This window comes from Serratia sp. NCCP-200, assembly GCF_059697885.1.
In genome coordinates this window covers 601,678-622,116 of record NZ_BAAKUJ010000002.1, presented here as the reverse complement: position 1 = coordinate 622,116, position 20,439 = coordinate 601,678, and the positions used below count along the sequence as shown (strand labels likewise).

The following is a 20,439-nucleotide window of genomic DNA, read 5'->3' as shown; positions in this document are numbered from 1 at the left end:
ACCGCTAGCCGTCTCCCGGTAACAGAGTCAATCGCGATTGATATCCAGCCAGCGGCGCTGTTCGGCAGAGGCGGCAATCGCATCCAGCACGCAGGATACCTTCCAGCCTTCCTCAAAATCTGGCCACATCCGATCACCCGCGGCAATACCATTGACCAGATCGCGGATCTCCACCGTTTTCTGATCGTTAAAGCCGATGCCATGCCCGGCGCTGATACAAAACGCAGCGTAATCCGGGTGTTTCGGCCCTACCATGATGGTTTTGAAGCCCTGCCGCTCCGCCGGTTCGTCATGACGATACAGTTTCAGTTCGGCCATGCGTTCCTGAGTGAAACTCAGGGTGCCCTTGGTGCCGGTGACCACATAGGTCAGACCCATTTTGCGCCCGCAGGCAATGCGTGAGGTTTCTATGGTGCCCATCGCGCCATTGGCAAAGCGCACCAGCGCGCTGGCCTGATCTTCGTTTTCAACTTGGCACATCTTGGCCGGGTTGTGCGGATCGGGCCGCTGTTTGATCAGGGTTTGCATATCGCCCGATACCGCGACGATATCCCCCACCAGATAATGCGCCATGTTCACGATATGCGCCGCCAGATCGCCCAACGCCCCCAACCCAGCGGTGGCTTTGCGGCAGTGCCAGTCGATCGGCGTACGCGGGTCGGCCAGATAATCTTCATTATGCGTACCGTAAAAATGCACCACCTCGCCAATTTCACCGTTGGCGATGATTTCCCGCGCCAGCTGGCTGGTTGGGTTTTTCATATAGTTGAACCCAACCAGGGTTTTGACCCCTTTGGCGCGCGCGGCCTGCACCATCTCGGCGGCGTCTTGCGCATTCAGCGCCAGCGGCTTCTCGGAATAAACATGCTTGCCCTCTGCAATTGCCGCCAGGGCCATCTCTTTATGCAGGAAGTTCGGGGCACAGATATCCACCACGTCGATTGCAGGGTCGGCCACCAGTTCGCGCCAGTCACCGGTTGAACGAACGAAGCCAAACTCCGCCGCACGCTGAGCTGCCAGCTCGGGTGTGACCTCCGCCAACATCTCCAACACCAACTCCCCTTTCAGCGGGAACACCGTGCCAGCCTGTGCATAGGCGATAGCATGACAGCGGCCAATATAGCCGGTACCGATCAATCCAACGCGCACCTGTTTCATCGTTTTCTCCCTTGCCTATTTTTTGGAAAATAAAAATCATTATTTAGTTATATGAAATTTAAATTTCATTAACAAGCCGATAATCAACTTTGCCACGGATCCGTGACTGCCCTCATAAAACGCGGTGGATAAAGAACACAGGGTTAGCAAAATAGTGGGAAGGTACGGCTGGCATTAAGCTAAACCACGCTGCTATCATAAAGCCGAGCGTGTGGCCTTGATGCCACACTTTCGCCCCCTCAACAGAAGACTCCTCATGCCGCCGAAAATCTTGCTCAGTGCCTGCCTGGCCGGTTTCAACGTCCGTTATAACGCCTCCAGCAAAACCGTTATCGATACCACCTTACAACAGTGGCAAAAGGAGGGACGATTAGTGGTGTGCTGCCCCGAATTGGCCGCAGGTTTCTCTACGCCGCGCCCACCAGCAGAGATTGCGGCCGCAGCTAATGGCGCTGAAGTGATAGCCAACCGGGCCAGAGTGATCGACGCGCAAGGGAACGACGTTACCGACCAGTATCTGTTGGGTGCCCATCTGGCGCTGGATACCGCTCGCGTGCATGGCTGCCGCTTTGCCCTGCTGAGCGATCGCAGCCCTTCCTGCGGGAGCCAGACCATCTACAACGGCGCATTCAACGGCCAAACTCAACCTGGCAGCGGCGTCACCGCTGAGCTGCTACGCCAACATGGCATCGAAGTATTTTCCGAGCATCAGGTCGACGCGTTGATCGAGCGTGTCCGGCTAGTCGAGCTGGGCCAGGCGATGCGCTAGCCGCTGACGCAGATGGGCAATGCCCTGCGGGTGCCGCACAAATTCATCCGCAGGCATCATTTGCCAGCGCTGCCCCTCATTACCGAAGCGGATCGCCGCAATCTGTGCGAGGGTGATTTCCCCCACCATAAACCAGGTGGGCGGCGAACCAGGCGTGATCCCGGCGTAACGCTGCTGCCAGACAATTTGCAGTGCGGGCAATAGAATACCGAACTCCTCCTCGGTTTCCCGTTGCACACATTGCACCGGGGTTTCGTCCCCTTCACGTCCGCCGCCGGGCAAGTCCCAGCAGCCGGGCCAGGGGATTGCCGGGTTGTCATCGCGCAGGTAAACCAGCACCTGGCCGCCGTAGAGCAAGGCGATTTTCGCCCCGCCAAAGTCTTGGTCAATCATCTGCCCTGCCCCCTTTCAAACCGCAGCATACCAATATGCAAGATCGTTGAGGTATAGTGAAAACCTTCTTTGTCCTGACAGGCGAACAATAATCATGAACTCTGCTTTTTTAGTGACCGCGCAATGGCTTGAGCAACATATCAACGATGAGAATCTGACGCTGGTTGACGTGCGTATGGCGCCTGTCGGCCAGGTGCCGAAGCAAGACATGTTGGCCGAATTTGAGCGGGGCCATATACCCGGTGCGGTGTATTTCGATATTGACGACGTCGCGGATAAAAATACGACGCTGCCCCATATGCTGCCCACGGCAGAAGCCTTTGCCGCTGCCGTAGGTAAACTGGGCATCAATGACCAGCAGACCATTGTTTTCTATGATGGAGGCAATCAGTTCTCTGCCCCACGCGGTTGGTGGACGTTCCGTAATTTCGGCGCGCAGAACGTATTCGTGCTTGATGAAGGTTTGCAGGGTTGGACATCACGCGGTAACGCCTTGGAAACCGGCCCCGCGCAGCCTACTCCTGCCACCTTCCGCGCGCACTTTAATGCCGAAGCGGTGGTGGATATGCAGCAGGTGGAACAAGCGATGAACGACCAGTTGCAGATCCTCGACGCCCGAGCCGCACCGCGTTTCTATGCCCAAGCCCCGGAACCGCGCCCAGGCCTGCACCGTGGCCATATTCCGGGCAGCATCAATATTCCGTATGGCGATCTGCTGGAGAACGGACGTTTCAAATCACTCGAGGCGCTGAAAAAAACCTTCGATGAAAAAGGGGTCGATATCGACGCGCCCACCATCGTCAGCTGTGGTTCTGGCGTCACCGCCGCGGTGCTGGCCTTTGGCCTGCAATCACTGGGCGCCAAGCAGGTGAAACTCTATGACGGTGCCTGGAGCGAATGGGGTGCGCTGAGCGGCAAGCAGCCGATCGCCCAAGATGAGTCAACTGGTCACTAACAGAGAGGCTATCGTGTTCAGGATCCGTCAAGCGTTGCCCGCTGATTTAGCGACCGTGCGGGAAATCGGGATTGCCAGCTACCTCGCTCACTTTGCTGAACTTTGGCAAAACCAGCAGGAGTTGCAGGCGTTTCTGAGCAAGGATTTTGCCGAACAGGCGTTGGAGCCCTCATTGCAAGACCGCGATACCTGCTGGCTGCTTGCCTATGAGGGGGAGACGCCGGTAGGTTTTGCCAAGCTTAATTTCGACAGCCTGCATGCAACGACCGCAACCCTCGGGGCCGAGCTGCAGAAGATTTATTTCCTGCCGCAGTTTGCCGGACGCGGCTATGGGGAACGGCTATTTGCCGAAGTACAGCGACGAGCCGTTGAGAGAGGGCAACCCATCCTGTGGCTGGACGTGCTGAAAAGCAACGTGGCTGGCCAACGCTTTTATCAGCGGCAAGGCATGACGATCGTGGGTGAGGAGAGCTATACCAGCGTCAGCCAGTCCGTGGCCATGTGGGTGATGGCGAAAAACCTATAGCCACTTGGCGTTATGGGTAAAGGAGATAGTCAGCCAGCGGTGCGGGCTATCTTCACCAATAGCGTCGGCTATCTGGTCACGGATTTTATCCAGCTTGTGTACGCCGCTGTGTTCCATCTCTGGCGGGATCACGATGTGGATCTCAATAAACAGCCCACGGCCAACGCGGGTGGCGTAATTGGAATAATCCAGAAAGCCATACTCCAGCGTCAGCTGCGCCATGATGGATTCCACCTTGGCATCCAGGCTGTCCGGCGTCATCTGCAGCACTTCCTGAATGGCAGATTTTACCGTTTTGATCGGCACCGGGATCAAGACCAGCGTCAACAGTGCCAGCGCGACAGGGTCGGCATAGACGTTGAGGTATTCATAACGGGTTCCTTCCATTAGCCAGGAAAGAATAAAAGCCACCAATAACGCCGAACTGATGCAGGCCGACATCAGCCAGCTTTTGTTATCCAGCGCGATCAGTTCCGATTTAACCTGCTTATTCAGCCGGGTTTGCTTAACGTAGAGGGTAAAGCAGAAAAGGCTGACGGTAACGGCATAGACAATCGCCCAGCCCAACTCGAGTTCGCGCCCTCCGTCGGCAATGCCTTTGACAGCGTTCACAAAGGCATACAGACACAGCAACGTCAGTAAACTGCCATTAAATGCCAGCACCAGCGGTTCGACATGCCAGAACCCATACTGAAAACGGCGGCTATGGGGTTGCCCCAACAGGCGGGACACCAGCAGGGATAATGAACACATGCCCGCGTCCAACGCCGAGAACATGCCATCAAACACGATCGACATGGAACCGCAGACAATACCAAACACGATCCCGGCACTGGCGATAAACAACGTGCAGAAGATCGACCTGCGCAGTATTTTTTGTTCTATTGCCGTGCTGGTTAACACCGGTGGCAACGTGGTGGGTGCTGTCGTCATAATTCCCTTATTTCAGTCGGAAAGTTCGGGCATGTTTTACCGCCAGGCGGCATCATACTGAGTATGATCGACAAATGCAGGGGGCACAAAAAAAAAGCGCCCTCGATGAGGACGCCTGATGTCGTGATACGCAGGATTATGCGCCGCGTATGCGCTGGGTCAGCCCTTTCAGGAAGTAGCGCAGCATCTGATCGCCACATGGGCGATAGTTTTTGGTGCCTTCTTTGCGGAACAGCGCGCTCAGCTCAGGTTTGGAGATACGGAATTCCACCGCGGTAAAAATCTGGTGCAGATCGACATCTTTCAGTTCAAACGCCACACGCAGCTTTTTCAGCACCAGGTTGTTGGTGATCGGCAGCTCTACCGCCGGTGCCGGGAATTTATCGTCTTTGCCACGCTTGAAGAACACCAGGCCATTGAGGAAATGGGCCATCACTTCGTCGGGGCAGTTGGCAAAACCCGGCTCGCCTTCCTTGATCATGTAGGTCCCCATGGCTGCGACATCGACGTCAAAACCGTCCAGCTTGACGATCTCTACCATCTTCGCGTCATTAATAGCCAGCATGTAGCGCACGCTGCGCAGCACATCATTGTTAATCATGGAATAGCCTTTCGCTTGTCAATCAGGAGAGGCGTGCAGCGCTGCACACCTTGCATGGCGGCAGTATAGGGATCCGGCGGGGGTTTCTCAATGGAATTTCCACGGGTAAACCAGGGTTTACCCGCAGAGGTTAATGATTTTTCGGGTAAAGCGGAATTTCTTCGCCAACGATATATTTGTTACGCAGCATGGCAGAGATCTTGTCCATCAGCATCACGATCACCACCAGGATCAGGGTGATAAACATCACCACGTCCCAGTTCCACAGCCGCATGTTCTCGGCATAGACCAGGCCGATCCCCCCTGCCCCGACAAAACCGAGCACCGCCGCCGAACGGGTATTGGACTCGATCTGGTACAGGCTCAGCGCCAGGAAGGTCGGGAAGGATTGAGTGAAAATGCCATAACGGTGTTTTTGCAGCCCATTGGCACCCACCGCCGTCAGCCCACGGCTGGGGGATTTATCCACCGCTTCGTGGCCTTCGGCATACAGTTTGCCAAGCAGGCCGATATCCTGCATCACTATAGCCAGCACCCCGGCCAGCGGCCCCATACCAACGGCACGCACGAAAATCAGGCCCCAGATGGCCATATCGATGCCCCGCAGAATATCCAGCAGGCGGCGTACCAGCGTCGCAATTGGCCGTAGCACAGGCGAGGACATTACGTTGCGCGCGGCAAGAAACGACAGCGGTAAAGCGAGCAGCGTTGCCGTAATGGTGCCAGCAAACACGATCGCCAGGGTGATAAAGATCTGTTGGAAATAATAGCCAAACGGCCAGTTGGCAAAGTCGTGCCAGACAAACATACGCATAAAGTAGCGGCTAATCTGTTGGCAACCGTTGGCAAACTGCGGCCAGGAAATGCCAAACACCAGGAAGAAGAAGACGTAATACAACACAATCGCCACGGTAATCATGCCGAGGGTGCGCAGATAGCGCCCTTGGCGTGAGAAGATTTCCGGGTTTTGCTGCTTGAGTTGCTGCAAGTTGGTGGCAGAGATCGGCTGAACGGACATTAGGCTTTCCCCTCGACAACGCGTTTACGTAATTCACCGGAGGCGTAATCCAGCATCGAAACCACCACGATAATCAGCAGCAGCGTCATGCTGACCTGATCGTAACGATCGAGTTTGATATTGGTCATCAGTTCCTGACCTATTCCGCCCGCCCCTACCAGGCCGAGGATGGTCGACTGGCGGAAGTTGATTTCCAGCCGCATAAAGCTGTAGGACAGGAAGATGGGTTTGACTTGCGGCCACAAGCCGAAACGCATGCGCTGTAACGGCGTGGCCCCACAGGCGGCCAGCCCGCGCACCGGCTTATTGGAGGCGGTTTCGATCGATTCATAAAACAGCTTGGTCAGGCTGCCGATGGTGTGTAGCGCCAGCGCCATAAAACCGGGAATGGCACCGATGCCAAACGCCATCACAAACATCACCGCCCAGGCCAGCTCCGGCATGGTGCGCAAGAACGCCACCAGCGTACGAATGGCAAAGCGCAGCGTCGCCGGGCTGTGGGTATTATTGGCCGCCAGAAAGGCCAGCCCGCCCGCCACCAGCACGGAGAGGATGGTGGCCGCCAGCGCCAGCTGTAAGGTTTCCCAAATCAGCGGTAATTGGATATGCAACCGGTAGCCCCAATAGGCGAAGGAGCCTTCGGTATGGCCGTCGGCGAACAGCAGCGGCCAGTGCAGTACCGGGATGGTTTCTGCCAGATAGTCAAAGAAATGGGGGATCGACACCCAGACGGTATGCAGGTTGAACTCGGCAATATTGCCTGCGCCAAGATAAAGCGCTACCAGCCCGAGCGACCAGAGCAAGGTTTCACGCTTCTGCTTACTGCGGATCCGTTGGTAGTAGTGTGCAAAGTCGGTATTCAAAATCGCTTTCCATCTTCTTGTAGTGGAGAGTATTGTCCCCTCACCCCAACCCTCTCCCACAGGGAGAGGGGGCTAGCTCGGTGCTGTAATCAGGAACAGAGCTCGATCTTTGGCCCTTTCCCACGCAACTCGATTAGAAGTTGAAGGAACAGGTTCAGATATGCCATTCCCCTCACCCCAACCCTCCCACAGGGAGAGGGAGCTAGCTCGGTGCTGTAATCAGGAACAGAGCTCGATCTTTGGCCCTTTCCCACGCAACTCGATTAGAAGTTGAAGGAGCAGGTTCAGATATGCCATTCCCCTCACCCCAACCCTCCCACAGGGAGAGGGAGCTAGATCGGTGTTATGGGCAAGGATATGAAGCCAATCTGTAGCACGTCCAGGGTACATAATTAGCGACTCGGTCTGTCCCCTCTCCCTTTGGGAGAGGGTTAGGGTGAGGGGTCGGGAACGAAGTCGCCTCAGCGATCGCCCTTGGTCAGCTCACGCTTCATATCGATAATGGTCTGGTATTCCGCCAGCTTGACGTCACCAATGTGCTGCTTGCCGCCCATCGCCTTGATAAAGCACTGATGGTTGTCGGTATCCAGCTTCTTGATGGCGGTAACCACCTTGGCTTTGAAATCCGCAGGCAGGGAGTTGCTCACCAGGATCGGGCCATTCGGGATCAGCGGCGACTGCCAGATAATGCGGATCTGCTTCATCAAATCCGGATGATCCATACGGATCATCCGGTTGAAGGCTCCGCTGGTATAGCCGGTGTTGTAATCGCCGATCATCGAGGCCCAGGTGACCGCACCTTCAAACTGGCCGTTCAACACGCCAAGCACGTCCTGCTCATGGCCACCGGAGAAGGTGACGCTGGAGAAGAAGTTGTTGTATTTATTATCCGGCGTGCCGCCAAACAGCTTCTTGAACACCTGGTTTGGCACCAGGAAACCGGAGGTCGAATCCGGATCCGCAAAGCCGAAGGATTTCCCTTTCAGGTCTTCCAGCTTTTTGTAAGGGCTGTCGGCTTTCACCACCACCACTGAGTGATATCCGCGTGACTGATCGGTATCATCCACCGCGATCCCCACCAGATCGACCGCTTTGGGATCCTTGATATACACAGAAGCAAACGACGAAGGCGACATGCTCAACACCAGATCGATCTTGCCCCCGAGCAGGCCCTGGATCACGCCAGAGTAGTCGGAAGAGTTACGCAGCTTGGTGTCAACGTTCAGCTCTTTATCGAGAAAATCTTTCACACACTGGTTATCGCCAATCTGTTGGGTGGCGTTCTGCCCACCCAGGATCCCCAGGTTCAACTCTTTCGGCGCATCCGCTGCACCTGCATTAAATACCATCATTACGCCGGCCATCATGGTGGTCAGTGTGAATACTTTTTTCATTGCGCATGCCCTGTGTGTAAAGGTGACGTTCAAGTGATTAATGGATCTGATTGGCTTCTTCGCCATACAGCTGCTGCAAAATACGTTCGTTAAGCTGCGACGGGTGGCCGTCGAAAATGATTTTGCCCTGGGCGATACCAATCACCCGGGTGCAGTATTCCCTCACCAGTTCGACCGAGTGCAGGTTCACCATCACCGCGATATCGTTCTCGCTGACTTTCTGTAGCGCATCCATAATGCGGCGGGTGTTTTTCGGATCGAGAGAGGCGACCGGCTCATCGGCCAGCAGAATTTTAGGGTTTTGCATCAGCGCACGGCAGATGGCGACACGCTGCATTTGGCCGCCGGACAGGTTCTCGGCACGTTGCAGCGCATGCGGCAACATATTCAGCCATTGCAGCAGCTCGATAGCCCGCGCACGGTCAGCATCGTCGAACACTTTGAAGAAGGATTTCAGCGTCGAGGTGTGGCTGAGGCGGCCAAGCAGCACGTTGGTGATCACATCCAACCGGGGAACCAGGCAAAAATCCTGGAAGATCATGCCGCAGCGGGCGCGCCACTGGCGCATCTGGCGGGCCGAGAGTTGTGCGATATCCTGTGCCACCCCATCGTCCTCAAAATGCAGCATCTCGCCGCAGCTGGAAGGGATGGTGCCGTTAAGCGTATGCAGCAGGGTAGATTTACCGGCCCCGGAGCGGCCAATCACCGCCACAAACTCCCCGGCGTGCAGATCAAAATTGATGTCGTCGAGGACGCGTTGCTGAGATTGGTAAGCCTTACCCAGGCCTTTTACCGCCAATACCTTGCGTAGAGGGATTGGTTGCTGCCCTGGATAGTCGGTCGGTGCCAGTTTTAACAGTGCCTGCGCCATATGATTTCTCTGATTTCAGTGGCTAATCTTATGGGCACCTATTAACGAATAACTGTATGACACGCAGATGATGGTTTTATGGCCGGGAAATGACGTTCAACGCCATTTCCCGTGATTGGCAGGATTAATATAAAAGGGGGAGGTTTATCGGCGTTCTATTTCGCTCAATGCCGCACGCATCCCTTGGTCAAGAATAGCTTGCAGATCGGTGGTCACGGCAACAGTCAGCCCAGGAACGGCGTTGAGATTTTGTCCCCAGTGCGCCTCATCCGCCAGCACGTTTTCTACCAACGCCGCGAGCGTCATATCCCGGTGCTGAACCGCAGCCCACAGGGTTTCAAACCGCATCAGCCAATGGGCATCATCCTGCAACGCATAGCTACCCGCCTGTCGTTCGCCACGATAAAAGGCCAGCAACGCCGCCAAAGCAAAGGTCAACCGTTTCGGCAGCGCGGCATTTTTCTGTTGGCCTGCCAGCAGTTGCGGCAAAATACGCGTGCGGAATTTGGTCATGCCGTTCAGCGCAATCGACAGCAGCTGGTGCTGAATAAACGGGTTACGGAAACGGTTCTGTACCGCTTCGGCAAATGGCCGTAACTCTTCCTGCGGCAGATCGAGCACCGGCATAATCTCTTCGGCAATGGTGCGTGCCACATAGCCGCCGATCTGCTCGTCGCTCATGGCCTCGCCCACGGTATTCAAACCGGCCAGGAACGCCACCGGCACCAGCGCCGTATGTGCCCCGTTAAGGATCGCTACCTTGCGCTCTTTATAAGGTTTAATGTCATCGACGATGTGGACATTCAGATCCAACTTATCCAGATGCAGCTCTTGCGCCAGCCACTGCGGGCCCTGGATCACAAACAGATAGAAATGTTCCGCCGTGTCGAGGAAGCTATCTTGATACCCCAACTGCTGTTGCCACTGTTCTACTTCATCGCGCGGGTAGCCAGTGACGATACGATCGACCAGCGTTGAACAGAAGGTGTTGCAATCGTTCAGCCAATCGGTGAACGCCTGCGGTAACTGCCATTGCTGCGCATAGCGCAATACGTACTCTTTCAGCGCTTCGCCGTTGTAATCGATCAGCTCACACGGCAACAGCACCCAGCCCTTGTCTTTGGCACCGTCAAAATGGCTGAAACGCTCAAACAGCAGCCGCGTCAGCTTGGCCGGGAAACTGGCCGCCGGAGCGTCGGTAAACTTATCGTCTGGTAAATAACTGATCCCCGCTTCGGTGGTGTTGGAGAACACGAAGCGGATCGCCGGATCCCGTGCCAAGGCCAGATAGCTATCGTACTGGTGGTAAACGTTGATTTCCCGGTTGACCGAGCGGATCAGGCGCGGCTCGCAAACCGCTTCCCCCTGCTCGTTCAGCCCACGGATAATGGTGGTGTACAAGCCATCCTGAGTATTGAGCGAAGGCGGCTGCTGGCTGTCAATTGGCCGCACCACCACCACGCCGGCATTCAGCCCGGTATGCTGGTTTAGCAGATCGATTTGCCAATCGACAAAGGCGCGCAGGAAATTACCTTCACCGAATTGGATAATGCGATCGGGATACTGCGCGCCAGGAAATTCACTGCGATTGAGTTGTTTCATTATTGCTCCTTGCATCCGGTGATCCCCCAGGCCGTAAAATAATATCGGCAAGACCTGTGGAGTAATCGAGTTAGTTAAAATGAATCACGCCTTTAATCAGCTGTTTATTATTAATCACTTCCGCTTCATAAATATCTGCCAGCGTGGCAAATTCAAATTGATGGGAAAGCATCATCCCGGCCGTTATTTTTCCTGCAGCCATTAAGCGCCCAACTTTGATAAAGTCTTCTTTGGTCGCATTGCGGCTCCCCATCATGGTGGTTTCCTTTTTATGGAATTCCGGATCGGAGAACTGCAGATCGCCTTTGAACAGGCCGACAAAGGTAATGCTGCCACCATGGCGGATCAGGTTGACGCTATGGTTCATCGCATGCTGATTGCCGGTGGCATCAATGATTTTTGCCGCCAGCATGCCGGAGAATTGGGCTCTTAAAGCAGCATCAAAACCGGCGTCTGACGGATCTAACGTGGTCAGCCCAAGCATGTTTTCCACATGGTTCCGGCGCTCTGCGCTGGTATCAGCCACGATCACGGTTGCCCCGTCCGCCTTGGCGATAGCCGCGACTCCCAGGCCAATCGGCCCAGCGCCTACCACCAACAGATGATCGCCCTGTTCGATGGCCGCTCGGCGTACAGCATGGGCACTGATAGAGAATGGTTCAATCAGCGCCGCCGCTTGGGGCTCCACATCATCCACGGCCAGCAGGTTGCTCACCGGCACGCTTAAAAACTCGCTAAAACCGCCGTCTTGATGCACGCCAATCACCGAGATATTTTCACAGCAATTGGGCCTGCCGCTGGTGCATGCTCCGCAGTGATGACAGGAGACATAAGGGATCACCGCCACACGCTGCCCGACGCGCAATTCACTAACCTGGCTACCGACGCTGACAATCTCGCCGCATATTTCATGCCCCAGCACCCGCGGGTAGCTGAAGAACGGTTGCTGACCAGACCAGGCGTGGATATCGGTACCGCAAATGCCTACCGTCAGTATTTTCAGCACTGCCTCATCTGGCGCAGGTTGTGGCACCGGCCTCTGTTGGTAAACCAGCCGGGTCGGCTCCAGACAAACTAGCGTATTCATTGTGGTCATGATCCCTCCTCCTGTGATGTGGAGCTGTTATCCCGCAAAAAGAACAGGCGTATTGAGCTGATGTGGAGAATTTGTGAGTCAGCACAAATTAAACCGGTTTAAATGGGTTTTAAATACTTAAAAAACATCTAAACCCACAGAGGGATCTCATGAGCAGAACGCAAAACCTCCGCCAGAACGTGGTTAATCAGATGATCGACGGCATCATCAAGGGTCATATCCGCTCACCGCTGCCTTCCCAGGCGGGGCTGGCAGAAATGTATAACATCAGCCGCACCACGGTACGCCACATGCTTACGCACCTTCATCAACGTGGGGTTCTGGAGAAGGTCAATGATGATTATGTGATTGTGCGCATGCCGCTGGCGGAAGACGGTTTTGAATGCATGAGCCATTCGCTGGACGAGCAAGGCAAGCTGTTTGAAAAAGCGTTCTATCAGATGATTAACCAAAAACAGCTGCGCGCGGGGGATTCATTCACCGAATTGCAGCTTTCACGCACGGTTAACGTCAGCCCGGTAGTGGTGCGGGAATTCCTGCTGCGCTTCAGCCGCTTTGACCTTATCGACAACGTGCGCCGCGGCCAATGGAGCATGAAAAAGTTTGATTTGAACTATGCCGAGCAACTATTTGAGCTACGGCAAATGCTGGAAACCCACGCGCTGTCACGCTTTATCAACCTGCCCGCACAGGATAGCCGCTGGTTGCAGGCCAAGGAGTTGTTGAACCGCCATCGCGAGTTGCGCGACACCATCAGCGACAATTATCGGCTGTTCTCTCAGCTGGATCGTGACTTCCATACCCTGATCCTGTCGGCCGCCAACAATCCGTTTTTCAATCAGTCGCTGGAAATCATATCGGTGATTTTTCACTTTCATTATCAATGGGATGAAACCGACCTGAAGCAAAGAAATATTATTGCAATTGAAGAGCATATGGCCATTTTAAGCGCCCTGATCTGCCGCAGCGATCAGGAGGCCGCCCGTGAGCTGCACCGCCATCTTGATACTGCCAAACAGTCGATGATCCGTTCCATCAAACAGGATGCCTGCTGATTTTTATTGATAAAAAACCGATATAAACGGGATTTAAAACCGATTAAAAACAGCAAAATCGTAACCGCCGCACGGAACCGGTTAAAAAAAGCACCATGAGACATTTTCGCCGCCTAGGCTCAATGCCGAAAGACATACCGTTGTTAACACCGAACCTGGGCCATGCCCCGGAAGAATAATTATTATTAATACGGAATATAGAGGCGAGTGATGGAAAAGATAACCACCGTGAGCACTGGGAAAGAACCTGCGGACAGTTATTCAGATAGCATTAATCCTATACCCAAAGGCGGCATAGCGGAGCGCTCCGCAAGAATTAAAAAAATCCAGACGACGGCAATGATCCTGTTATTTTTTGCTGCCGTGATTAATTTTCTCGATCGCAGTTCTCTGTCCGTTGCCAACTCCACCATTCGTGAAGAAATGGGGCTGAGCGGCACCGAGATCGGCCTACTACTTTCCGCCTTTTCTCTGGCCTATGGGATTGCTCAATTACCCTGTGGACCGCTGCTGGATCGCAAAGGCCCGCGTATCATGCTGGGTCTGGGGATGTTTATCTGGTCTGCGTTCCAGACAATGTCGGGCATGATCCACAACTTTACCCAATTTATCTGGGTGCGTATCGGCCTGGGGATCGGCGAAGCGCCAATGAACCCTTGCGGCGTGAAAGTCATCAACGATTGGTTCAACATCAAAGATCGCGGCATGCCGATGGGGATCTTTAACTCGGCCTCCACCATCGGGTTAGCCATCAGCCCACCGATCCTCACCGCCATGATGCTAGTGTTAGGCTGGCGCGGGATGTTCATCACCATTGGTTTACTGGGCATTGCCTTGTCCATTGGCTGGTACATGCTGTATCGCAACCGTGAAGACATCAAACTCACCGAGCAGGAGCAAAGCTATCTCAACGCCGGTAGCGTCAGCGCGCGCCGTGAACCGATGAACTTCAAGGAATGGCGTTCGCTGTTCAAGAACCGCACCATGTGGGGGATGATGATCGGCTTTAGCGGCATCAACTACACCGCCTGGCTGTATCTGGCCTGGCTGCCGGGCTACCTGCAGACCACCTACCATCTGGATTTGAAAAGTACCGGTATGTTGGCGGCAATCCCGTTCCTGTTTGGTGCGGCGGGCATGCTGTCAAACGGCTTTGTCACCGACTTCCTGGTGCGCCGGGGCATGGCTCCGCTCAAGAGCCGTAAAATCTGTATCGTCGCCGGTATGCTGCTTTCCGCTGGTTTTACCTCCGTTGTGGCACAGGCCACCACCACCTCCAGCGCGGTGGCATTAATCAGTATGGCGCTGTTCTGTATCCACTTTGCCGGTACCTCCTGCTGGGGGCTGATCCACGTGGCGGTCACGTCCCGTATGACCGCCTCGGTGGGCAGCATTCAAAACTTTGCCAGCTTTGTGTTCGCTTCGTTTGCCCCGGTGATCACCGGCTGGATCCTGGATACCACTAATTCATTCAGCCTGGCACTGACCATTTGTTCCTGCGTTACCCTGATCGGGGCGCTGTCTTACGTGTTTATCGTCAAACACCCGATCACCGACAGCGCAGCCTGATCGTCAGACTTCCCCTCTCCAATCGGAGAGGGATACTCAATCCAAGGCAAAAAAATCCAGACCCAGAGCAGACTTGACCTGTGCCAAGGTGCCCTGGGTCACCTGGTTGGCCCTCTGGCTGCCCTCTTTCAGAATGCGCATCAGCTCACCCTTGTCGGCGCTGTACTCTGCCCGCCGGGTGCGGATAGGCTCCAGCAGCGTTTGCAGGCAATCCTCCAGCAGCCGTTTAATCTTCACGTCACCTAACCCACCCTGACGATAGTGATCCTTCAGCTGTGCCACCAGCGCCGCATCCTCGCAAAACGCGTCCAGATAGGTGAACACCATATTGCCTTCCACCTGGCCGGGATCGCTGACGTTCAGGTGGTTGGGATCGGTAAACATGCTCATTACCGCCTTGTGCACTTCGTCAGCGCTGGCCCCCAGCATGATGGTATTGCCGCGTGATTTCGACATCTTGCCCTGCCCGTCCAGCCCCGGCAGCCTTCCTACGAGGCTCAGCAACGGCTGGCACTCCACCAGCACCTCGCGATCGACGATACGGTTAAAGCGCCGGACAATCTCGTTGGTTTGCTCCAGCATCGGCAACTGATCTTCGCCGACTGGCACGTGAGTCGCCCCAAACGCGGTGATATCCGCCGCCTGGCTAACCGGGTAAATCAGGAATCCGGCAGGCAGGCTGCGTGTAAAGTCTTTCTCGATGATTTCGCTTTTCACCGTGGGATTACGTTCCAGGCGGGCAACGGTGACCAGATTCAGGTAATACATCGTCAGTTCTGCCAGCGCCGGAAGCGCCGATTGCAGACACAGCGTGGTCTTGACAGGATCGATCCCCACCGCCAGATAATCAGCCACCACGTTTAGCACGTTGGCACTGATTTTTTGCGGATTGCTACCGTTATCGGTCAGCCCTTGCAGATCGGCCACCATCACCGTTTGCTGATGATGATGCTGTAGCTCAACACGTTGGCGCAGTGAACCGACGTAATGACCCAAATGCAGTGAACCGGTGGCGCGATCGCCAGTCAGAATGGTGTAACTCATAGCCTTGCTCCTGGAAGTAAACAGACCGCCGGATCAACGCTATAAAAATGCCGCCAAAACCGGCGGCATTAAAAAAGAGGGATGAATACCCGTGCCGCCCTTAGAAAAGGCGCCACCAGCTAAAACAAGATGTGAACTGCGGGAAGATATTCATCCAGCTACGGTACACCCCGCTCAGAACCGCGTCAAGGGCGACATCTGGCTCAGAAACTCACTTCGGCTGTAGGCACGGCGCTGATCGCCACGCCAAAACTCTTGATACTCGACAAGGTGGCATTATGGTGAGCACGGATCTGTAGCCCACTGGCGTGGGGTTTGTCGTGGCTGGTATGTGCATCTGCCGCCAGCACCACCGGGTAACCCAGGCCAGCGGCCCGGCGGGTGGTGGTATCGACGCAGTAATCCGTGGAATAGCCGCAGATCACCAACTGTGTCACCCCTTCAGCAATCAGCAGTTTGCCCAGATTGGTACGTAAAAAGGAATCTGGCGTGGTTTTATCAACCCGGTGATCCCCCGGTTTTACCTGTAATCCCTGATGGATCTGCCAGGCTGCGCTGCCTGCTGATAGCTCTTCATGAGCTGTCTGATGCTGAATAAAAATCACCGGCACACCAGCCTGCCGGGCACGTTCACTCAGCTGATTAATCCGCGCGAGCACCTGCTCGGCCTCTGCTGGCGGGGGATTAAACAAGCCCTGCTGCACATCGATAACTAACAACGCTGACTTCATGGCTGGCTCCAAAAGCGATCGTTAAATAGACAGTACCCCGCCCTCGTTAAACGAGAGGTTGGCGTGGACGGAAGATATGGTCAACGCCCTGTTCACGCAGCCTTGTGACCAAATCGTGGCCACCGTTGGGCGTGGCCTGCGCCAATTCCCGCTCGGTGGCAAACACCGGGCTGGCCCAGAAAATATTCACCGTATCACCGTATTGTTTGGGCAATACCAAGTGCTCACTGTAGGGGTAAAATGACGAAGAGAGCACATAGCCTTCATAGCCCTGCGGAGCTACTGCCGACGCCAGCGTATGCCCTTCGCCAAACCAGGTGATGTTCGCCCAGGGCACATGGGCAAATCCCGCTAACGCGCTGGCCATCTGCACCGCGTTCTCTTCGGTCATATACTGCCCATCAATGGCGATTGCCATCTCCATCCGGCGGAACCTGGCGGCATCGTCGTTGAACAGAATCTCTACCCACGGCATCGGCCGGATGCTGGCACCCATGGTCAGGAAATAGTAAACCCCGTCGCGCTCATGCTGGGTGATGGCCATCGGCGGCCATTTGCCCTGATCGATAGCGTAATACTTCACCGAAGGGCCAAAGTGTTGTTCGTACTGTGCTTGGTAATCGCTCTGCATTTTTGGCCAAGGGTTACCCTCTTCCCGCTGCCAGCTACGCCAGAACTGCCGGGTATTTTCCGCCAGCGCATATTGCGTATTGGTAGATGCGGAGCCGAGCGGGTAGGCCAATGGGTTCTCTTTGATGCAGCTTGCCGAATAGCAGACCGAGTGATCGATATATAAACTCCAGCCGGGGATCACCGCTAGCAGTTGCCCGTGATACCACAGGGCAGCCCCGTCGTCGCTTTCCGTCCAGATCACCATCAGCCCTGCGGGATCCAATGGCGCTTCGCCTTCCAGATTACGGCAAAACTCGGCCGCCAACATGGGGGGAAGACCGGCTTCCATAGCGGCGCGATCTTCCTGCTGCGGAGCCGTAGCCAGGTTGCGCAGCCAGCAGGCGCGCACCTGAAAACGTTCACTGTACTCTTCCGTTGGGTAGATATAAAAATAGGCGGCCCGGCTATCTTGCTGAACCACCGCGACCAGCGTTTGATTCTCGTTATTCACTTCAGCAAGTACGTTTGACTCGTTCATATCACCTCAAGGGGTTGCTGGCGCACAAATAGGCTGCACGCTAAAAATAGAATATTTCTCTGGGCCAGTGTAGAACGCATCATCAATCGGGATCACGGGCAATAGTCTCAAAAGTGGCAGCGCTGGCTAACATTGCGCTGAAGCGCTCTTATTCATACGCCGCATCGCCCGATGGTAGGAGCCATTGCGTACCGAAGCCCGCAGCACCCACCCAACACCGCCAACGCCAATACGTACGCACCGCCGCCGGGTCACTCCAGGGGTAAATCCCAACTGTTGCTGTGCCCAATCCGGCAATAGATCGATCCCTGCCTGCATCACCAATGCACCGAATGGCCGCGCCAGTGCGCTGGGAGCCGGGGCCGCCAACAGAATGCGCGCCACTTCCAGCGTGCGTTCATCGCAGACCAACTGCGGGCGCATCTGTTGCAAATAATCTTCAACCGCCGCACAGGATTTTGGGACATCGCGCGCGCCCAAGGCTTCCGCGACGCGAGCCGCTTCACGGTAATAGGTATCCTGTTGAGCAAGAGACAGATGCGGATTGCGGTAACGCAGATGCGAGGCCAGGAAACGACTGCTTTCGGCGACATGGACCCAGGTGAGCAGATGCGGATCGCTGGCGGCATAAGGCTGGCCGTTATTGTCGGTGCCGTTGACCTGTAAATGGATGGCTTTGACTTTGGCGATCAGGCGTTGCGCCTCTGCACTGGGGCCAAACGTGGTGACAGAGATAAACTGGCTGGTACGACGCAGGCGGCCCAGCATATCCTCTCGGAAGTTGGAATGATCCCACACGCCCGCCAAGGCCAACGGGTGCAGCATCTGCAACAACAGCGCACTGACGCCGCCGCAAAGCATGGAGGTGAAGTCACCGTGCACTTGCCAGGTGACCGACTGCGGGCCAAACAGCCCCGGATCGCCAGCTGGATTTTCAAAATCAATCCCGCCGAGTGCCAGCCCGGTCAGGCTGAGCACCTGTTTCTCTATCGCTGCGCGTATCACTTCCATCCCCCCTGTCCACGGTCTATGGCGCAGTTTATCATAGTGAGGAGCTGAGACTGCTCAACTCGCTATGTGGATAGCTTAACGAACAATGACAATAGATTGAGAATTTCGATGATAACGATAAGAACACGCGTGGCTACAGATAACGCGCAGCTGGTAGAAATCTGGCAGCGTTCGGTGCGCGCCACCCATCACTTCCTGGCCGAAGAGGATATTGCGCGCCTGTATCCGCTGATCCTCAACGACTATCTCCCGGCGGTCAGCGTCTGGGTTGCCGAAGATGTTGGCGGGCAGCTATGCGGTTTTATCGGCCTGGATGGCAACAAAGTGGAAATGCTGTTTATTGATGCCGATCGGCGTGGCGAAGGTATTGGCAAGGCCCTGCTGGCTGAGGTTGAGCCCATGCATCAGGAACTGCTGCTGGACGTCAACGAGCAGAATCCGCAGGCATTGGCTTTTTATCAGCATTACGGTTTTGTGGTGACGGGCCGCAGCGAGCTGGATGGCCAAGGCAAGCCTTTCCCATTACTGCATATGATGCTTAATGGCTAGCAATCACACATGTCCGAACGTAGGGGCGCCGCATGCTGCGCCCCTTGTTTTCAGCCTGTTGGGCTTTCAACAGCCCCGATCAAACTTTATTGCCCACCTGGCTCAAACGCGGCCACACCATCATGGTGGTATCCAGCAACCGCAGCAGATCGTCACGGCTAGCCCCTTCACGCGCCTGGGCGGACATTCCGGCAATCATGCAAATAATGTACTTCGCCAATAACCCTGTATCCGTTTTTGCCAGCAACTCCCCCTGTTGTACCTTACGGTCAAAGCAGGCTTTCAGGCTGGTTTCCTGCGCAAAATGCTTGTTGCGCAGCATCTCGGCCAGATCGTTTGAAGAAGAGGACAAGGCGGCGTTGGCACAAACCATAAAACAGCCGCTAGGGTTTTCCGGATCGGTAAATACCTCTGCCGAGGTGCGCAGATAGGCTTCGACGATATCGGCGATCGGTAACTCCTGGGCCAGCAGGCGGTTGTAACATTCTACGTAGCGGCTCAGATAGCGCTCAACCGCGGCGCGAAACAGCCCCTCTTTGTTACCAAACTCCGCATACAGCGTAGGCGCTTTAGCCCCGGTCGCTTCCACCAGATCGGCCAACGAAGTGGATTCATAGCCATGGCGCCAGAACAGCTCAAGCGCCTGCTCAACGGCCTGATCGCGATCAAACTGCTTCGGCCTGCCGCGTGATTTCTTCGCGCATGCGTCTTCATTATTGATACTCATAGACCCCTCACTTTCCCGGTGGCCCAACACGGGCACAATCATTAAATTATCGATCGGTACAAAAAATAGTACGCCGCCGATGATAAGCGAGCAACTTTTAATTAGCGATCGGTAAGCAATGCGGCCAATGGCGCTCCTTACCGGGAAAAAAACAACATCCAATCCGGGTTGCGTCTGGCTACAAAGCAGGCGAGAGTCGTCACCCATATCAACTAAAAACATTAAATAACAATTAATTACATTAAAATAAAGCCATAAAACGCCTTACCCGGCAGCTTACGGCTTAAGTGGAATAGCACGAATTAATTAACGACCAATAAAAAAACATTTGCAATCGTTCGGGCTGGAGCCTAACATTAAGCTATCGACCGTTAAGTAATTAAACGAGATAACACAAAAACTTTTATTGCTCGTCTAGAGATAG

The 20,439-nt window shown here is 55.0% G+C and carries 21 protein-coding genes; 6 read left to right on the top strand and 15 right to left on the bottom strand.

Features of this window, described 5'->3' with window-relative positions; translation table 11 throughout:
• Positions 1-27: 27 nt before the first annotated feature.
• On the bottom strand, positions 28-1,158 hold the full coding sequence (locus AC6HVW_RS08255; RefSeq protein ID WP_071683241.1) for a Gfo/Idh/MocA family protein: 1,131 nt from the start codon (positions 1,156-1,158) through the stop codon (positions 28-30).
• Between the two features lie 256 nt (positions 1,159-1,414).
• Between AC6HVW_RS08255 and AC6HVW_RS08250 the strand changes: the two genes are divergently transcribed.
• On the top strand, positions 1,415-1,927 hold the full coding sequence (locus AC6HVW_RS08250) for a 2-thiouracil desulfurase family protein (RefSeq protein WP_071683240.1): 513 nt from the start codon (positions 1,415-1,417) through the stop codon (positions 1,925-1,927).
• Here AC6HVW_RS08250 and AC6HVW_RS08245 read toward each other — a convergent pair.
• Entirely contained in the window at positions 1,898-2,320 is a 423-nt protein-coding gene (locus AC6HVW_RS08245) for an NUDIX hydrolase (protein WP_497569328.1), read from the bottom strand. The two genes, AC6HVW_RS08250 and AC6HVW_RS08245, sit on opposite strands and share 30 nt — an antisense overlap.
• A gap of 94 nt (positions 2,321-2,414) precedes the next feature.
• Between AC6HVW_RS08245 and sseA the strand changes: the two genes are divergently transcribed.
• Together sseA and AC6HVW_RS08235 are read left to right on the top strand one after the other, a co-directional pair.
• A complete protein-coding gene (gene sseA / locus AC6HVW_RS08240) occupies positions 2,415-3,275 on the top strand; it encodes a 3-mercaptopyruvate sulfurtransferase (protein ID WP_071683238.1) in 861 nt (286 codons plus the stop codon).
• A gap of 13 nt (positions 3,276-3,288) precedes the next feature.
• Positions 3,289-3,801: a GNAT family N-acetyltransferase gene (locus AC6HVW_RS08235; protein ID WP_081367097.1), complete on the top strand. Its 513-nt coding sequence runs from the start codon at positions 3,289-3,291 to the stop codon at positions 3,799-3,801.
• Here AC6HVW_RS08235 and AC6HVW_RS08230 read toward each other — a convergent pair.
• The 8 genes from AC6HVW_RS08230 to AC6HVW_RS08195 all read right to left on the bottom strand — a co-directional run bounded on the left by AC6HVW_RS08230 (position 3,796) and on the right by AC6HVW_RS08195 (position 12,179).
• Positions 3,796-4,734 carry a cation diffusion facilitator family transporter gene (locus AC6HVW_RS08230; RefSeq protein ID WP_071683236.1) on the bottom strand — a complete coding sequence of 313 codons (939 nt, stop codon included), beginning with the start codon at positions 4,732-4,734 and terminating at the stop codon, positions 3,796-3,798. The genes AC6HVW_RS08235 and AC6HVW_RS08230 overlap by 6 nt on opposite strands.
• Before the next feature lie 136 nt (positions 4,735-4,870).
• Positions 4,871-5,335, bottom strand: coding sequence for a YehS family protein (locus AC6HVW_RS08225; protein WP_021180467.1), 465 nt, complete (start codon positions 5,333-5,335; stop codon positions 4,871-4,873).
• 130 nt (positions 5,336-5,465) lie between these two features.
• On the bottom strand, positions 5,466-6,353 hold the full coding sequence (gene phnE / locus AC6HVW_RS08220) for a phosphonate ABC transporter, permease protein PhnE (RefSeq protein WP_071683235.1): 888 nt from the start codon (positions 6,351-6,353) through the stop codon (positions 5,466-5,468).
• Positions 6,353-7,216: a phosphonate ABC transporter, permease protein PhnE gene (phnE, locus tag AC6HVW_RS08215; protein ID WP_071683234.1), complete on the bottom strand. Its 864-nt coding sequence runs from the start codon at positions 7,214-7,216 to the stop codon at positions 6,353-6,355. The genes phnE (AC6HVW_RS08220) and phnE (AC6HVW_RS08215) overlap by 1 nt, the downstream gene beginning before the upstream one ends.
• A gap of 461 nt (positions 7,217-7,677) precedes the next feature.
• The gene (gene phnD / locus AC6HVW_RS08210) at positions 7,678-8,610 is read right to left on the bottom strand and encodes a phosphonate ABC transporter substrate-binding protein (RefSeq protein ID WP_071683233.1); all 933 of its coding nucleotides are present in this window, start codon (positions 8,608-8,610) and stop codon (positions 7,678-7,680) included.
• A gap of 37 nt (positions 8,611-8,647) precedes the next feature.
• The gene (gene phnC / locus AC6HVW_RS08205) at positions 8,648-9,481 is read right to left on the bottom strand and encodes a phosphonate ABC transporter ATP-binding protein (RefSeq protein WP_021805168.1); all 834 of its coding nucleotides are present in this window, start codon (positions 9,479-9,481) and stop codon (positions 8,648-8,650) included.
• 144 nt (positions 9,482-9,625) lie between these two features.
• Positions 9,626-11,083 (bottom strand): tagaturonate reductase, encoded by a 1,458-nt coding sequence (locus AC6HVW_RS08200; RefSeq protein ID WP_071683232.1) that lies wholly within the window; start codon positions 11,081-11,083, stop codon positions 9,626-9,628.
• Positions 11,084-11,153: 70 nt separating this feature from the next.
• Positions 11,154-12,179, bottom strand: coding sequence for a zinc-binding alcohol dehydrogenase family protein (locus AC6HVW_RS08195; protein ID WP_071683231.1), 1,026 nt, complete (start codon positions 12,177-12,179; stop codon positions 11,154-11,156).
• A 149-nt stretch (positions 12,180-12,328) separates the two neighbouring features.
• On the opposite strand from AC6HVW_RS08195, the gene AC6HVW_RS08190 reads away from it, so the two are divergent.
• A complete protein-coding gene (locus AC6HVW_RS08190) occupies positions 12,329-13,234 on the top strand; it encodes a GntR family transcriptional regulator (RefSeq protein WP_071683230.1) in 906 nt (301 codons plus the stop codon).
• 339 nt (positions 13,235-13,573) lie between these two features.
• On the top strand, positions 13,574-14,803 hold the full coding sequence (locus AC6HVW_RS08185; protein ID WP_371822123.1) for an MFS transporter: 1,230 nt from the start codon (positions 13,574-13,576) through the stop codon (positions 14,801-14,803).
• Between the two features lie 36 nt (positions 14,804-14,839).
• Here AC6HVW_RS08185 and trpS read toward each other — a convergent pair whose 3' ends face one another.
• The 4 genes from trpS to AC6HVW_RS08165 form a co-directional block, all read right to left on the bottom strand.
• Positions 14,840-15,847: a tryptophan--tRNA ligase gene (trpS, locus tag AC6HVW_RS08180; RefSeq protein ID WP_071683229.1), complete on the bottom strand. Its 1,008-nt coding sequence runs from the start codon at positions 15,845-15,847 to the stop codon at positions 14,840-14,842.
• A gap of 203 nt (positions 15,848-16,050) precedes the next feature.
• The gene (locus tag AC6HVW_RS08175) at positions 16,051-16,578 is read right to left on the bottom strand and encodes a cysteine hydrolase family protein (protein WP_071683228.1); all 528 of its coding nucleotides are present in this window, start codon (positions 16,576-16,578) and stop codon (positions 16,051-16,053) included.
• A gap of 46 nt (positions 16,579-16,624) precedes the next feature.
• Complete coding sequence (locus tag AC6HVW_RS08170; protein ID WP_071683227.1) at positions 16,625-17,728, bottom strand: suppressor of fused domain protein; 1,104 nt, start codon at positions 17,726-17,728, stop codon at positions 16,625-16,627.
• Positions 17,729-17,854: 126 nt separating this feature from the next.
• Positions 17,855-18,739, bottom strand: coding sequence for an oxygenase MpaB family protein (locus AC6HVW_RS08165; RefSeq protein ID WP_071683226.1), 885 nt, complete (start codon positions 18,737-18,739; stop codon positions 17,855-17,857).
• 108 nt (positions 18,740-18,847) lie between these two features.
• Here AC6HVW_RS08165 and AC6HVW_RS08160 point away from each other — a divergent pair, with 108 nt between their 5' ends.
• On the top strand, positions 18,848-19,288 hold the full coding sequence (locus tag AC6HVW_RS08160) for an acetyltransferase (protein WP_071683225.1): 441 nt from the start codon (positions 18,848-18,850) through the stop codon (positions 19,286-19,288).
• Between the two features lie 79 nt (positions 19,289-19,367).
• Here AC6HVW_RS08160 and AC6HVW_RS08155 read toward each other — a convergent pair whose 3' ends face one another.
• Positions 19,368-20,015 carry a TetR/AcrR family transcriptional regulator gene (locus tag AC6HVW_RS08155; RefSeq protein ID WP_071683224.1) on the bottom strand — a complete coding sequence of 216 codons (648 nt, stop codon included), beginning with the start codon at positions 20,013-20,015 and terminating at the stop codon, positions 19,368-19,370.
• Positions 20,016-20,439 lie beyond the last annotated feature (424 nt).

What these genes read in the sequence shown, in the direction of transcription:
- AC6HVW_RS08255 (WP_071683241.1), bottom strand. Translation starts at nt 1,158, where the DNA reads ATGAAACAGGTGCGCGTTGGATTGATCGGTACCGGCTATATTGGCCGC.
- AC6HVW_RS08250 (WP_071683240.1), top strand. Translation starts at nt 1,415, where the DNA reads ATGCCGCCGAAAATCTTGCTCAGTGCCTGCCTGGCCGGTTTCAACGTC.
- AC6HVW_RS08245 (WP_497569328.1), bottom strand. Translation starts at nt 2,320, where the DNA reads ATGATTGACCAAGACTTTGGCGGGGCGAAAATCGCCTTGCTCTACGGC.
- sseA (WP_071683238.1), top strand. Translation starts at nt 2,415, where the DNA reads ATGAACTCTGCTTTTTTAGTGACCGCGCAATGGCTTGAGCAACATATC.
- AC6HVW_RS08230 (WP_071683236.1), bottom strand. Translation starts at nt 4,734, where the DNA reads ATGACGACAGCACCCACCACGTTGCCACCGGTGTTAACCAGCACGGCA.
- AC6HVW_RS08225 (WP_021180467.1), bottom strand. Translation starts at nt 5,335, where the DNA reads ATGATTAACAATGATGTGCTGCGCAGCGTGCGCTACATGCTGGCTATT.
- phnE (WP_071683235.1), bottom strand. Translation starts at nt 6,353, where the DNA reads ATGTCCGTTCAGCCGATCTCTGCCACCAACTTGCAGCAACTCAAGCAG.
- phnD (WP_071683233.1), bottom strand. Translation starts at nt 8,610, where the DNA reads ATGAAAAAAGTATTCACACTGACCACCATGATGGCCGGCGTAATGATG.
- phnC (WP_021805168.1), bottom strand. Translation starts at nt 9,481, where the DNA reads ATGGCGCAGGCACTGTTAAAACTGGCACCGACCGACTATCCAGGGCAG.
- AC6HVW_RS08200 (WP_071683232.1), bottom strand. Translation starts at nt 11,083, where the DNA reads ATGAAACAACTCAATCGCAGTGAATTTCCTGGCGCGCAGTATCCCGAT.
- AC6HVW_RS08195 (WP_071683231.1), bottom strand. Translation starts at nt 12,179, where the DNA reads ATGACCACAATGAATACGCTAGTTTGTCTGGAGCCGACCCGGCTGGTT.
- AC6HVW_RS08190 (WP_071683230.1), top strand. Translation starts at nt 12,329, where the DNA reads ATGAGCAGAACGCAAAACCTCCGCCAGAACGTGGTTAATCAGATGATC.
- AC6HVW_RS08185 (WP_371822123.1), top strand. Translation starts at nt 13,574, where the DNA reads ATGATCCTGTTATTTTTTGCTGCCGTGATTAATTTTCTCGATCGCAGT.
- trpS (WP_071683229.1), bottom strand. Translation starts at nt 15,847, where the DNA reads ATGAGTTACACCATTCTGACTGGCGATCGCGCCACCGGTTCACTGCAT.
- AC6HVW_RS08175 (WP_071683228.1), bottom strand. Translation starts at nt 16,578, where the DNA reads ATGAAGTCAGCGTTGTTAGTTATCGATGTGCAGCAGGGCTTGTTTAAT.
- AC6HVW_RS08170 (WP_071683227.1), bottom strand. Translation starts at nt 17,728, where the DNA reads ATGAACGAGTCAAACGTACTTGCTGAAGTGAATAACGAGAATCAAACG.
- AC6HVW_RS08165 (WP_071683226.1), bottom strand. Translation starts at nt 18,739, where the DNA reads ATGGAAGTGATACGCGCAGCGATAGAGAAACAGGTGCTCAGCCTGACC.
- AC6HVW_RS08160 (WP_071683225.1), top strand. Translation starts at nt 18,848, where the DNA reads ATGATAACGATAAGAACACGCGTGGCTACAGATAACGCGCAGCTGGTA.
- AC6HVW_RS08155 (WP_071683224.1), bottom strand. Translation starts at nt 20,015, where the DNA reads ATGAGTATCAATAATGAAGACGCATGCGCGAAGAAATCACGCGGCAGG.